General features: G+C 46.0%; 13 protein-coding genes. 4 read left to right on the top strand and 9 right to left on the bottom strand.

The features are described from left to right. The first annotated feature begins 174 nt into the window (after positions 1 to 174). Positions 175 to 1773: a 2,3-bisphosphoglycerate-independent phosphoglycerate mutase gene (gpmI, locus tag AC5JL3_RS24265; protein ID WP_496076912.1), complete on the top strand. Its 1599-nt coding sequence runs from the start codon at positions 175 to 177 to the stop codon at positions 1771 to 1773. A 145-nt stretch (positions 1774 to 1918) separates the two neighbouring features. Next, positions 1919 to 2152 (top strand): preprotein translocase subunit SecG, encoded by a 234-nt coding sequence (gene secG / locus AC5JL3_RS24260; RefSeq protein ID WP_192221080.1) that lies wholly within the window; start codon positions 1919 to 1921, stop codon positions 2150 to 2152. Positions 2153 to 2169: 17 nt separating this feature from the next. Here secG and AC5JL3_RS24255 read toward each other — a convergent pair whose 3' ends face one another. Beyond that, positions 2170 to 2343: a hypothetical protein gene (locus tag AC5JL3_RS24255; RefSeq protein WP_496076911.1), complete on the bottom strand. Its 174-nt coding sequence runs from the start codon at positions 2341 to 2343 to the stop codon at positions 2170 to 2172. A gap of 16 nt (positions 2344 to 2359) precedes the next feature. On the opposite strand from AC5JL3_RS24255, the gene AC5JL3_RS24250 reads away from it, so the two are divergent. After that, complete coding sequence (locus AC5JL3_RS24250; protein WP_496076910.1) at positions 2360 to 3223, top strand: peptidase; 864 nt, start codon at positions 2360 to 2362, stop codon at positions 3221 to 3223. Positions 3224 to 3229: 6 nt separating this feature from the next. Here AC5JL3_RS24250 and AC5JL3_RS24245 read toward each other — a convergent pair whose 3' ends face one another. The 6 genes from AC5JL3_RS24245 to AC5JL3_RS24220 form a co-directional block, all read right to left on the bottom strand. Beyond that, complete coding sequence (locus AC5JL3_RS24245) at positions 3230 to 3511, bottom strand: hypothetical protein (RefSeq protein WP_192221081.1); 282 nt, start codon at positions 3509 to 3511, stop codon at positions 3230 to 3232. Between the two features lie 313 nt (positions 3512 to 3824). Next, positions 3825 to 5276: a cell division protein FtsZ gene (gene ftsZ / locus AC5JL3_RS24240; RefSeq protein WP_496076909.1), complete on the bottom strand. Its 1452-nt coding sequence runs from the start codon at positions 5274 to 5276 to the stop codon at positions 3825 to 3827. 54 nt (positions 5277 to 5330) lie between these two features. Beyond that, positions 5331 to 5696: an aspartyl protease gene (locus AC5JL3_RS24235; protein WP_496076908.1), complete on the bottom strand. Its 366-nt coding sequence runs from the start codon at positions 5694 to 5696 to the stop codon at positions 5331 to 5333. Further along, the gene (locus AC5JL3_RS24230) at positions 5693 to 6061 is read right to left on the bottom strand and encodes a hypothetical protein (RefSeq protein ID WP_496076907.1); all 369 of its coding nucleotides are present in this window, start codon (positions 6059 to 6061) and stop codon (positions 5693 to 5695) included. The genes AC5JL3_RS24235 and AC5JL3_RS24230 overlap by 4 nt, the downstream gene beginning before the upstream one ends. A gap of 10 nt (positions 6062 to 6071) precedes the next feature. Continuing rightward, entirely contained in the window at positions 6072 to 6959 is an 888-nt protein-coding gene (locus tag AC5JL3_RS24225) for a metal ABC transporter permease (protein WP_496076906.1), read from the bottom strand. A gap of 46 nt (positions 6960 to 7005) precedes the next feature. Next, the gene (locus tag AC5JL3_RS24220) at positions 7006 to 7743 is read right to left on the bottom strand and encodes a metal ABC transporter ATP-binding protein (RefSeq protein WP_496076905.1); all 738 of its coding nucleotides are present in this window, start codon (positions 7741 to 7743) and stop codon (positions 7006 to 7008) included. A gap of 170 nt (positions 7744 to 7913) precedes the next feature. On the opposite strand from AC5JL3_RS24220, the gene AC5JL3_RS24215 reads away from it, so the two are divergent. Further along, entirely contained in the window at positions 7914 to 8912 is a 999-nt protein-coding gene (locus AC5JL3_RS24215) for a metal ABC transporter substrate-binding protein (RefSeq protein ID WP_496076904.1), read from the top strand. A 227-nt stretch (positions 8913 to 9139) separates the two neighbouring features. Here the strand turns inward: AC5JL3_RS24215 and AC5JL3_RS24210 are convergent, their stop codons facing one another. Continuing rightward, positions 9140 to 9964 carry a hypothetical protein gene (locus AC5JL3_RS24210; RefSeq protein ID WP_496076903.1) on the bottom strand — a complete coding sequence of 275 codons (825 nt, stop codon included), beginning with the start codon at positions 9962 to 9964 and terminating at the stop codon, positions 9140 to 9142. A gap of 265 nt (positions 9965 to 10229) precedes the next feature. Beyond that, the gene (locus tag AC5JL3_RS24205) at positions 10230 to 12707 is read right to left on the bottom strand and encodes a bluetail domain-containing putative surface protein (protein WP_496076902.1); all 2478 of its coding nucleotides are present in this window, start codon (positions 12705 to 12707) and stop codon (positions 10230 to 10232) included. Positions 12708 to 12715 lie beyond the last annotated feature (8 nt).

Raw genomic sequence — 12715 nt, 5'->3', positions numbered from 1 at the left:
TATAGCGAATGATGCTCAGGAGCATAGAAATGCAAAGCTTTACAACGAGTGCGTTTCAGGCTTTGTTTTCTGCCTAAAGTTAGAAACTCAAAGGAAAAGCAAAATCAGCAGTGAATATCGGCTCTGATGGTATATCATTGCGGTGAAATTCATCTATGAATAAAGGGCAATACTATGGCGCAAGCACCTGTCTCTCCCGTGGTGCTAGTCATCTTGGACGGCTGGGGCTACCGCGAGGCAACTGAAGGAAATGCCCTTGCCGCTGCCGAGACACCCGTAATGGACAGCCTTTGGGCTGCTTACCCTAGTACATTAATCCGGACTTCTGGGAAAGATGTGGGGCTACCAGAAGGTCAAATGGGTAACTCAGAAGTGGGTCACCTAAACATTGGTGCGGGGCGCGTGGTACCACAAGAACTAGTTCGTATCTCCGATGCTGTAGAAGACGGCACAATAAGAGAAAATACAGCGCTGGTGCAAGTATGCCAAGAAGTTAAGGGTCGAGCTAGTAAGCTTCACCTAGTAGGCTTATGTTCTGAAGGTGGGGTACATTCTCATCTCGATCATCTGCTTGGCTTACTAGATTTTGCCAAGTCCCAAGGGTTGTCAGATGTCTGTATTCACGCGATTACAGATGGTCGTGATACTCGACCGACTGATGGTGTAGAGGCGATTCAAAAGATTCAGGATCACATTGATCAGATTGGTGTTGGGCGCATTACCACTCTTAGTGGTCGCTACTATGCGATGGATCGAGATAAACGCTGGGATCGCGTCAAGCAAGCCTATGATGTCATGACTCAGGATGGTTCTGGGGACGGTCGTGCAGTCATTGAGGTCTTAAAGGCATCCTATGAGTCAGATATCACAGACGAGTTTGTCCAGCCAACGCGAATTGCTCCTGGGGCTGTAGAACCGGGAGATGGTGTGATCTTCTTTAACTTCCGCCCTGATCGCGCACGGCAGCTAACACAAGCTTTGGTTGACCCAGCGTTTAAGGGTTTTGATCGGGTTCAAATTCAACCTCTAACGTTTGCAACCTTTACTCAGTACGAACCATCATTCCCTGTCTTAGTAGCGTTTGAGCCTCAGAACTTGGATAACATTCTGGGGGAAGTGATTGCGAGGAACGGTTTACTCCAATTTCGTACCGCTGAAACCGAGAAATACGCCCACGTAACATACTTTTTCAATGGTGGTTTAGAACTGCCCTTTGATGGCGAAGATCGGGAACTCGTGCAAAGTCCGATGGTAGCCACGTATGATCGGGCACCTGCCATGTCAGCCGTAGCAGTAACGGATGTCGTAATCGCTGCGATTGAAAAGCGCATTTACTCTCTAATTGTGATCAATTACGCCAATACCGATATGGTGGGTCACACGGGGAACATGGAGGCTTGTGTCCAAGCGGTTGAAACTGTAGATCGATGTATGGGACGGCTAATCGAAAGCATTAACAAAGCTGGTGGTACGGCTTTGATTACGGCTGACCATGGCAATGCTGAATATATGTTCGATGAGGAAGGTCGCCCTTGGACAGCTCACACAACTAATCCTGTACCTTTTATTTTGGTGGAAGGGGAAGGATTGAAAATCCCTGGACATGGTACGGATGTTGTTCTACGCAGCGACGGATGTCTGGCGGATCTCGCACCGACGATTCTAGAAATCTTAAGACTGTCGCAGCCAATCGAGATGACTGGGCGATCGCTTCTTCAACCCACTGAGTTTGAAGTCCGGGCGAATCGAACACCCGTGCGCGTCTCTCTCTAACGAAAGGGAGTGGTTAGCTGCTAGCATTTAGCTATTATCGAGATTTTCACTTTTGGACTAGGCACACCTTTCGTGTCATTTCACGAGTGAATTAAGCTAAACGCTACTTGTTAACCACTCTTAATTTTCCCTCAGAGTTTTCGTCATGACGATTGATAACGTTCTAAAAATTGTTTGGGCAGTGTCTGCCTTGGGTTTGGTTATTTTGGTATTGCTGCATAGTCCTAAGGGCGATGGAATTGGGGGGATCGGTGGACAGGCGCAACTGTTTACAAGTACGAAAAGTGCAGAAACAGCCCTGAACCGAGTTACCTGGGCGCTTGCTGTTATTTTTATGGGGTTGACGGTAGTTTTGAGTGCAGGATGGTTGAATCAGTAGCAAGCCAAGGCTTTGAGTTAAATAACCTCTAACACATACATCCCAAAGACACTCATAGCAAAGGGAGTGTAAGTAGGGGAAAAATTGAGGAGAAGAGAACGTACTGCATTAAAGCTGAGGTGTCGCCAGAACAGCAACTGGAGATGCCTCATTTTGATTGGGACGGCGATCGCTTCCACTGTGTTGGTCATTTTTACTTCGTTACAAGTGGATGCTCAATTGCAAACCCCTGGATTTATCCCTGAGGGTAATCTGACATCCCAAAGCGCACCTCCCAAATTAAATGACTTCCTAGTAGCTGCTGAGTTATCCTCGTCTTCTTTACCAGTTCCTCAGGCTCACCCTTTACCTTCAACACTAGTGCAGTGGCAATATACTACTGGTGCAGGTGACTACTTTTCTGATGTCAAGCTGACTCCAGTAGGCTATTTGGTTTGGTTTCGGTTTCCCGTCAAGGTTTATGTGGCGCGACCACTAGACCAAGCTGAAGCATCCCCCAGTATCCAAAGGTTCGACAATTGGGTTGAGGCAGTATTACAGGCTGTACAGGAATGGGGTGTCTATTTGCCTTTAGAAGTGATTGCCCAACCAGAGGGGGCGGATATTTCAATTTTGCGATCGCGTCCTCCTCTACAAGCTTCCTTAAACCGCGAAACTGGACAATTTAATCTGCCTCGCGCTCGTTCTGCTGAAACTAACTACGAGTTTTACCTGAGTACCGCAGTGGATAGAAACATAGAAGCTGACACAGGAGAAAGTCAGGGAACCGCTTCGCATCAGATACCCCAACTGAATGCAACTCAGTCTGAACCAGTTTTATCCCAACGATTTACTATCCAACTCAGTCCTGACCAGACTGTTGAATATACCCTTGCAACTGCCCGCCATGAACTCGGTCATGCTTTGGGCATTTGGGGTCATAGTCCGCTAGAAACCGACACGATGTACTTTTCTCAAGTACGCAATCCGCCCCAGATTTCTGTTAGGGACATCAATACGCTTAAACGAATTTACGAACAACCAACCCGCTTAGGCTGGTCTTTGGTGTCTCAGCCTAGTAGAGAAGAGTAAGAATTACTAGTCTTGGTAAAATTGTTTCTCAAGCTGGGATAGTTTCTCATCAATTTCAAAGTGGTTGAACTGGTGCCAGGAATTCGCGATCGCTAAAATTTGCCCAATAACCGAATGTGCCTCCTGAGAATAAGAAACATCTGTTCTTCCCCAAGTGCCTTGGTCAATAGCGGTACATTCAATAACACCAAGGCTTTGCTCTAGTTCCTTTCTAGCATCTTGGAGTAACTGACCTAGCCTTTTAGCATTTCGTTTTTGCGCTTTGGCTTGTTGACGTGTAAGTAACATATTGATTTTTTTACCTCAACTGTTCATACTTCAACAGTAGAAAGCTCTAATCAGGGAAAAGAATGCAATATGCAACTGTTTGAAGTGAGTCAAGCTAGGCCAGAGAGTTATTGCACTCAAATTTAAGTTAGTGACTTATGGATAGATTAGTGCGATCGCCTTCACATTAAAGTCAAAAATGCAATCATGCAGACTTAGATCTATCAATAAAAACTAAACTAATTTCAACCATTAACTCTTCCTTAATTAGACAATCCTACTACGAATGAAGAGCTGCTATAACTCTTACAGAAACTATCCCATCGTTCGCCTGTTACTGAGAGCTGTCATCAAATCTGGTCTTAGGAATCGATCCTATGTAAGGAACACGTCTTTGTTGGTAAGGAACCTCTCTGGCATCAGGAACATTCCTGCTATATCCGGTGGCAATGACCGTGATTCTGACCTCATCTCCCATTTTGTCATCAACCACTATGTCAAAAATGATGTTGGCACTAGGATCGACAACCTCAGATATCGTTTCCACGGCGGCATTAACTTCACCATAGGTTAAATCACTACCAGAGGTGAGCTTAATGATGACACCTTTAGCTCCTTCAACAGAATACTCAAGCAAGGGAGAAGAAATTGCCGCCATTGCTGCTTCTCTGGCTCTCGACTTTCCGGAACCGACACCTATGCCCATCATTACTGAGCCTGCATCTGCCATCACACCTCGGACATGGGAAAAATCAAGACTAAATAAACCAGGATTACTAATAATATCGGAAATTCCTTGCACTGCTTGACGCAGAGCATCATCGGCAACTCTAAAGGCTTCTTGAGGCGGTGTCTGTTCAGAAATTACTGACAAAAGCTTGTTAAGAGGTATAACCACAAGCGTATCCACTCGGCTTTCCAAAGCGGCAATACCTTCCTCGGCTTGAGAGCTGCGTCTGCGTCCTTCATGGGTAAAGGGACGGCTGACAACACCGATAGTTAAGGCTCCCATTTCTTTTGCCACTTCAGCAATAATCGGTGCCGCGCCTGTGCCAGTGCCGCCTCCCATCCTGGCAACAATAAAAACGACATCAGTGTATCCTATTGCCTTAGCAATTTCCTCGCGAGATTCCTCAGCCGCCTTCTGTCCAATCGCTGGATTCCCACCTGCACCAAGCCCTCGCATCAACCTTTGTCCAATTGGCAATTGTTTTGCAGCAGATGAGGATTGAGTTAATGCATTAGCATCAGTGTCAACCTGCAAAAATTCGATGCCAGTTACCTCAGCCTCGATAATGCGGTTAACTGCTTCGCAACCTTCCCTGCAAACGCCAATTACTAAAATTTTGGTCAAGCTACCTAGCGCTATATTGTCACTCCCAATTTCTTGCTGGGGTATTTCTTTGGAATCATTGGTTGAAGCTAACTGAGATTCATTGTTATGATAAATTTGCACCGTGTCCGCGCACTCAAGAGCTTGTAGCTGTGCTTTGAGAGCGACAATATCTGCTTCTACCTCTGTGAGATCTATGGCTTGAGTTGGCAGCGTCTGAACTTGCTGATGTAGGGATTGAATGACTTGATGCACATCAGCGATCGCGTTTGTTATGTACTGCCGTGTCTGTTGGTAGGCTCGTTTTCGATTAACCAGATTCAGCGAAAGAGCCAGCGTCAGAGGCACTGCTGCATACATCATCTGACTTGACGTAGCTGCTGCAATGATTCCTAATGCGGAACTAGCTAGGGAAGCATATTCGGCTATTTCTAGCCAGGGTTGTTTAAGCATGGATTTATCTTTAAACCAACTGCCTTAGCGAAGCGGGGGCGCAGTTCCTCGCTCTTACCCCAGCGTTAACACTCCTGCTGGAAAATCTGCTACTAACCGCTTGGTTTGCAACCAACGTACACCCAAGAGAATGTTTTCCAGTTCATTGCTACCTAGGACTTCAATTGTGAATTCCTGTCCATCCAGAAGCATAGTTCCCTCATAAAGATTAAACCGTGCTTCTCCCCGTGCCGTTTGCATATCCCGTTGATCGCTATCAAGTAGCCACCCTAGACTCTCAGCGTCTTGGTTGTCAATTGCCAACCAACCCGTGAAGCCTGTATCTAAGAGCGCCTTGACTGGGATAACATCACCATCAGCAGCAATTAATCCAATCTCAAAGATTAACTCCCCCCTATCACTGAACTCTCCTGAAATCATATTCTGCCGCAAGTTCCAGTTTCATTGAGGCGCATGATAAGTCGCTTCTTATCAGGATGTTTCTCACGCGCATTTGCCCTTGCAACTTTTTCATCTAGATCGATGAAATAATCTCCGCTGTCCGGTTCGATAATGATAAACCAGTCGTAGTATTCCTCAATTAGCTCAGGTTGAACTCGATCAAAAATCAGGCGACAACGCTGATAAAATGCTTCATCTTCAGCTTTGCGTCTGGCTTTCTCTTCGGGTGATAGTTGGCGTTCGGGAAATACCCTGCCTAAACGAGCAGTACGGTTAGAAGATAGCTGAGTCATGTTGTGTTCTACCTGTTTAACAGTAAGGGTTTGTTTTTCATTGTCGCTCAATCTGAAATCTTCAACGCAGCAAACTCTTAATCTCTCGCCAAATCTGTGACTGCCCCGAATTAGAACGAGGATTAGTCAAAATCCCTTGACTAGGGCTAAACAAAAACGCCAGCATAAAAAAACTGAAAGCAACTAACACAATTGCGGGACCAGATGGCAGATTGAAAAAATAGCTCAGGTACATCCCGCTAATGCTAGCCATAACACCAATTGCAGACCCTAAAATCATCATTTGTTGCAGTCGCGTGACCAATAAGTAAGCCGTTGCTCCGGGAGTAATTAGCATAGCAAGAACTAGGATTACACCAACGGCTTTGAGACTGGCAACAATAGTTAGAGCAATCAAAATCATTAGACCAAAGTCAAGCAAGTTGGTTGGGAGTCCAGCCGCTTTTGCCCCAACTGGGTCAAAGGTATAAAACATCAATTCTTTGTACAGCAGCACGACAATTGAGAGGACAATTAAAGTAATAATCGCTGTATTGATCACTTCTTCATTACTAACACTCAAAATATTGCCAAAAAGGAAGTGATTAAGGTCTATTTTATTGTCTTTCTGAACAATAGTAATTAAGGTAATACCCAGTGCAAAAAAGGCAGAAAAGACAATGCCCATTGCTGCATCTTCTTTAATTTGCGATCGCGTCCGTATCCAAGCAATCACCATTGTGCTAATAATGCCAGCAATGAACGCCCCGACAAAAATATCAGCACCTACAATAAACGCGATCGCTAAACCCGGCAAGACAGAATGGCTAATCGCATCTCCCAACAAAGCAAGCCGCTGCACCATCAAGTAACTGCCTACCGTAGCGCAAACAATGCCAACTAAAACAGCAGTCATAAGAGATCGCTGCATAAAGCCGTATTGCAGCGGTTCAATCAACGCTTCTAGCATATGTTTGTTATTTGTGGTTGGTTATTTGTTGTTTGTCAATAACCATTTAAGCTGCTGCTTCTTCAGAGAAGAACACAACTTGACCCCCATAGGCGCGTTGCAGGTTATCCGCACTCAGCACCTGCTTGCGGGAACCACTGGCAATTATTTCTCGATTCAGCAGAATCAAGTCGTCAAAATTAGTAATTGCCTGTCCCAAATCGTGGTTTACAACCATTAGGGTTTTGCCAGCGTTGGCAAGTTCGTGGAAGATATCAAAAATTACGGCTTCAGTTTTTTTATCAATCCCTACTAAAGGCTCATCAAAGCAGAAAATCTCAGCTTCTTCAGTCAGTGCCCTAGCCAAAAAGACTCGCTGTTGCTGTCCTCCCGATAGTTGTCCAATAGGGCGATTGCGATAATCACTCATGCCAACGCGATCTAAAGCCTCTGCCGCTAAATGCCTTGACACCATTGAATAGCGACGAAACCAGCCAGTTTTCCGCACTCGACCCATCAGCACCACATCCCACACTGTTGCAGGATAAGTCCAGTCAATTTGCGATCGCTGTGGCACATACGCCACCTTCTCCAACTGCTCCATCAAGGGTTTCCCCTTGTACATCGCCGTTCCACCAGTTGTCGGAACTAACCCCAGCATGGCTTTAATCAGGGTACTTTTTCCTGCACCATTGGGACCAATAATTCCTGTGAGTCGCCCTGGTTTGATATCGCAGTTGACATCCTTCAGAGCCTCTACCATGCGGTACTGCACACCCAATTGCTGAACTGTAACGCTTTCCATCTGTAACCCCTAGTTATCTACCTGTTGCTCATCTCTACTTGGTTGAACTGACTGTACGGAAAGTGGCAGTTTCCATGGTGGAGCTTTTCCAGAAAAAAGAATATGAAAGAAATATGAAAGTAGCTTACTGTAAAAAATGAAAGGAATATGAAAATAAATGTATCAATTGTATGAAAGTAGTAACTCAATCCCCAGGCAGAAAATACGGATGGTTGGCAGTTGGGCTAATCTTCGCCCTTTGGATGAGTGGGTGCAATTCAACATCTACCGACCAGAACACTTCTAGTGATGACGATAAGCCGAAGGTTGTGTCTACCAGCACAATGATTACCGACTGGACAGAACAAGTAGGAGGAGACGAGATTGAACTCACAGGTATCTTAAAACCAGGAGCTGACCCTCACGTTTACGAGCCAGTACCAGCCGATAGTATTGCCTTGGAGAAAGCCGATTTGATTCTCTACAACGGCTACAATCTGGAGCCAGGGCTAATTAAGTTGATGAACTCAGCAGGGGCTAATGCCAAGAAGTTTGCCGTTGGGGAAGTTGTGCAGCCTTTAGATTTTAATTACAAAGGGAGAAAAGAGCCTGACCCTCATGTTTGGGGTAATGCGAAAAATGCGATCGCAATGGTCAATGCGATTCGTGACCAACTCATTGCACTTTCACCCGAAGACAAACAAGAATTTACAGACAACGCAGCGCAACTTACCAATGAATTAAAGCAACTCGATACCTGGATTAGCCAACAGATCCAAACAATTCCACAGAATCAGCGCAAGCTAATCACAACCCACGATGCGTTTCAATACTATTCCCGCGCTTACGGTATACCAGTAGCAGGTACCCTAATTGGCATCAGCACAGAAGAACAACCCAGTGCCCAGACAGTGAAAAGCTTGTCGGACTCAGTCAGACAAACTGGGGTCAAAAGCATTTTTGCAGAAACAACGATTAATCCAGCGTTGATTAAAACTGTGGCTGAGGAAGCTGGAGTCAAGTTAGCGTCGCGAGAACTCTACTCTGATTCAATCGGCGCACCAGGCGGTGAAGCGGATACCTATGTCAAAATGCTTGTAACGAATACACACACCATTGTCGAAGCATTAGGTGGAAAATACACGGCTTTTGAGCCAGCAGGAGAACAGAAAAAGACTTCTGTGCAATAGAGAGATAGTATCTGCTAGGAGATATTGGTAGTAATGCATAGTAATGGTAACCTAGCAAGCTAAGAACTTTAATCATTACAGACGGCTCAATGTACTGTTCCAAGTGCCAATTAACTCAAATCATCCAATAGGGGCATACGCACTACGGCAAATCCCGATTCCGTTGCTCCCTTTTTTTATTCCAATGCCCAAATATTTGCCTGAGGTTATAATCAATTAGGTTTAACCTACCTTATAGCTTCTCCCGCAACTTTCATGTGACCACGCCAAGAAGCATGGTATGTGTATTTTTCTATGTTTTCTACTTCAACCTGCGGCAGATTATCCTCTGGTAGTGTAGGTGGGAAAGGTGCTGTTTGATCACACGCTCGGAACAAGCTTGCTTCGAGATATTCTAGCTTGCCATTCACATCATATACAGCCCTTTTAACATTGAGCGCCCCCGCGCCCCATACCTGGCATCCTAACTTGCCATGAGAAGGGTCTGAGTACAATTGGCGTGAGTAAGTAATTACATCTTCTATGGGTGTTGAGCCAGCTTCTCCAAAGGTATAGGTTCCTGGAATTAATTTACTTCCTGGCAGCGCAATTTGAATTTCCGCAACATTGCCTCTGGCAGGTGCGGCTGCCCCCTGTTGACATGCTCTAATCGTGTCTGATTGACATTGCTGCTCAGGTATGCTGGAAACTTGCAAAAGATATTTGATAGTATTACCCTGATTGATCAGAGTAATATCGAGAGCGCCGTTATTGTCGTGAGTAATAGACTCTGCATAGTTATCTGGATTTGTCTGGACTGAAGAGGGAAAGTCCACATGGGTTTCAAAATGAAATTCTTTTGCATCCAGATGAATTATCTGATGTTCCTTGCTGGAAAACTTTGAAGATATCTGATCGTTGGGCTGAAATTCTTGTTGATAAGTCATTTTAGGTTCGTCGTTTGGGTGTTGAACTCTTTCTTGAGCAAACGGTTTTGAAACAGCTAGTAAAGTAAATATAAAAGCTGTACTAAAAAAAAATATAATGTAGTACTTTTTAAAATATCTATTCATTGTCAAACCTCCGACTTTCCCCTACCTATTTTACTGATTCAATTCAACCCTCTTAAGCTAACAAGCCTCTCAAAATGAAGTTATCAAGATTGCGAAAGCAATAGCCCTATTGATGAAGTATTTTTCTTCTAAATGCGCTCATTAATTTTTATTGATTAAGTAGTTAGTCCAGGAGGGGATGAGACTCGCAATTAAGACATAGGTGTAGGGTGAGCAATGCCCACCCTAAATTATTTTTGTAATGTCTATCGACGATTAACCTCCTCTAGACAATAGAAACAGGGGAAGCCGCTCCAATCGTAAAATTCTGGAGGAAAATGATCGAGTCAGTTGTAGAATTAAAGCCAGATACTGCGTCATTGAGAGCGATGAACGTTCCGCTTTGACCAGTAACGGTAAATGCTCTAGCACTATTGCCTCCAAACACACCACTAGTCAGTACACCAGAGATAGCAGCTGCACTCAAACTAGCTGCGGTACCAATAAAGGTAGTGAGCGTTGCTGCAAAGATAGAACTAGGAGCATCAATTTGCTCACCACTAGTGTAGTCAGTAATGACATCATAATTGGCTAACAAGGAATCGCTCAGAGCTGTGTAGGTGAATTTATCAATGCCACTCCCACCAGTTAAGGTATCTTTCCCCGCTCCGCCAATCAGGATGTCGTTACCAGAATAGCCTAGCAGAGTGTCATTGCCGGCTTCGCCGTAGTAAGTTTCGTTGCCGGTGTACCCATAAATGAAGTCATTGCCATTGCCGCCGTAGAAGGTGTCGTTGCCCAAGGAGGTGATGTTGAGGTAGTCGTCGCCGTCACCAAGGTAGATTCGGTCATCGCCATTCCCACCATCAACGGTATCATTTCCGGCACCGCCGTAAATTGTGTCAATGCCATCCCCACCGTTGATGGTGTCATTTCCCACCCCACCATCGAGGATATTGTTACCGCTACTGCCAGTGAGAGTATCGTTAAAACTCGAACCCGTCACATTTTCAAAGTTGACAATAGTGTCACCGATGGCATCACCACCACTCACTGTATTCGTGGCGAGGTTGACACTCACTCCTGCCGTAGAGCCGACGTAGGAAAGAGTATCAGTATTTGCACCTCCATCCAGAGAATCTGCACCAGCGCCACCGTTAATCGTATCGTTGCCGGAAGACCCCCACAGAGTGTCATTGCCAGCCTCGCCGTAGTAGGTTTCGTTGCCGGTATACCCATAAATGAAGTCATTGCCATTGCCGCCGTAGAAGGTGTCGTTGCCTCCGGAAATGATGTTGACGTAGTCGTCGCCGTCGCCAAGATAGATGAGGTCATTGCCATTCCCACCATCAACGGTATCATTTCCGGCACCGCCGTAAATTGTGTCAATGCCATCCCCACCGTTAATGTTGTCGTTGCCAGCACCAGCGTTGAGAGTATTATTAGCACTACTGCCAATCACTGTGTCATTCCCGCCTCCGGTAAGGATGTTCTCAAAGTTGAGAATCTCCTCGTCATAGAAGCCTGGGAAGGATGCAACTCCAGTTGCGAGATTGTAAGTGCCTCCACCACTCCAGTGTGTGTAATTGACGGTGTCGATACCAGCACCACCATTCATGTAATCATCGCCTCCACCACCGCTGATGGTATCATTGCCATCGCCGCCGTTGAGGGTGTCATTGCCATCACCGCCGTTGAGGGTGTCATTGCCGCCATTGCCATTCAGGACGTTGTTAGCGCTGTTGCCGACAATTGTGTCGTTCCCCGAACCACCGTTGGCGTTTTCGATCAACGAGCGAACATCGCCATTGTACTGAAGCGCGTTGAACACATGACCACGAGCATAATTGCCGTTGCCAAGATTGGCGTTTTGGAAGTTACCACTAGCATCCAGGTCAGACCAACCGCCTGGTGTCAGGTCAATTGATTGATTAGTGGTGTAGTTCGAGAAGTCGTAGGTGTCGATCCCGTTACCATCCCAGATTGTGCGGAAGATGCGGTTGGCAGCCGGTGTACCTTGTCCGACGCCATTGACAAACATCTCCCCCGTGGTGGTGGAGAAGGTGTAAGTGGTGTTGGTGGAGTTGTAGCCAAACCACGCACCGTACATATGCTGAATCGCAGCGATGTCGTACATCATCAGCGATTGTGCATATCCCCCATACTCGTTAGTGTATCCGCCGGTGGTCGAGGCACCCACATATGACCGGTAGCTCATAATCGAGAACTCCATTGAGTCGCGGTCGGAGTTCATAGCGACGTTGCGAACACCACCAGTCTCATGAGGGTGCTTCAGACCCAGTGCATGACCAAACTCATGCCCAAAGGTGAGATAGGCATAGTTACCGATGGTCGGGCTGTTGTAGTCACGCGGGTTAAACCATACATCGCCCCCTTCAACAGAAGAGCCATTAGGGTAATAGGCGTAGGCTGTGCCTGGGTCGTTAGACTCTGCCATGCGGATCGTTGCATCGCGATCGCTGGCACCAGTCAGTTCAAACGGGCTGAGTAAGGAGACATTGTAGAACTCCCCCCCTGTCCCTATCCATCTCCGCGCAGCAGCTCGCTGAGTTTCGTTTAGCGTTTGGAAGCTAGCTGCATGAGTCGCACGGTTTGCATAACCAGACTCATAGTCATTGATGCTGTCAGTGAAGCTAAAGCTCACTGAGGTAGATGTCCACCTAGTCCCAATCAGTAAACCATCAATGTTATTGTTGCCTGTTGCTGTTACGGTCGTTGTTGACGTGGGAACTCCAAAGGTCATTTTCTATA

This window comes from Symplocastrum torsivum (assembly GCF_059505465.1).
This window is presented reverse-complemented; position numbering and strand designations above follow the sequence as displayed.

Coding starts and splice junctions, on each gene's coding strand:
- gpmI (WP_496076912.1), top strand. CDS start 175: ATGGCGCAAGCACCTGTCTCTCCCGTGGTGCTAGTCATCTTGGACGGC.
- secG (WP_192221080.1), top strand. CDS start 1,919: ATGACGATTGATAACGTTCTAAAAATTGTTTGGGCAGTGTCTGCCTTG.
- AC5JL3_RS24255 (WP_496076911.1), bottom strand. CDS start 2,343: ATGACCAACACAGTGGAAGCGATCGCCGTCCCAATCAAAATGAGGCAT.
- AC5JL3_RS24245 (WP_192221081.1), bottom strand. CDS start 3,511: ATGTTACTTACACGTCAACAAGCCAAAGCGCAAAAACGAAATGCTAAA.
- ftsZ (WP_496076909.1), bottom strand. CDS start 5,276: ATGCTTAAACAACCCTGGCTAGAAATAGCCGAATATGCTTCCCTAGCT.
- AC5JL3_RS24235 (WP_496076908.1), bottom strand. CDS start 5,696: ATGATTTCAGGAGAGTTCAGTGATAGGGGGGAGTTAATCTTTGAGATT.
- AC5JL3_RS24225 (WP_496076906.1), bottom strand. CDS start 6,959: ATGCTAGAAGCGTTGATTGAACCGCTGCAATACGGCTTTATGCAGCGA.
- AC5JL3_RS24220 (WP_496076905.1), bottom strand. CDS start 7,743: ATGGAAAGCGTTACAGTTCAGCAATTGGGTGTGCAGTACCGCATGGTA.
- AC5JL3_RS24215 (WP_496076904.1), top strand. CDS start 7,914: ATGAAAGTAGTAACTCAATCCCCAGGCAGAAAATACGGATGGTTGGCA.
- AC5JL3_RS24210 (WP_496076903.1), bottom strand. CDS start 9,964: ATGAATAGATATTTTAAAAAGTACTACATTATATTTTTTTTTAGTACA.
- AC5JL3_RS24205 (WP_496076902.1), bottom strand. CDS start 12,707: ATGACCTTTGGAGTTCCCACGTCAACAACGACCGTAACAGCAACAGGC.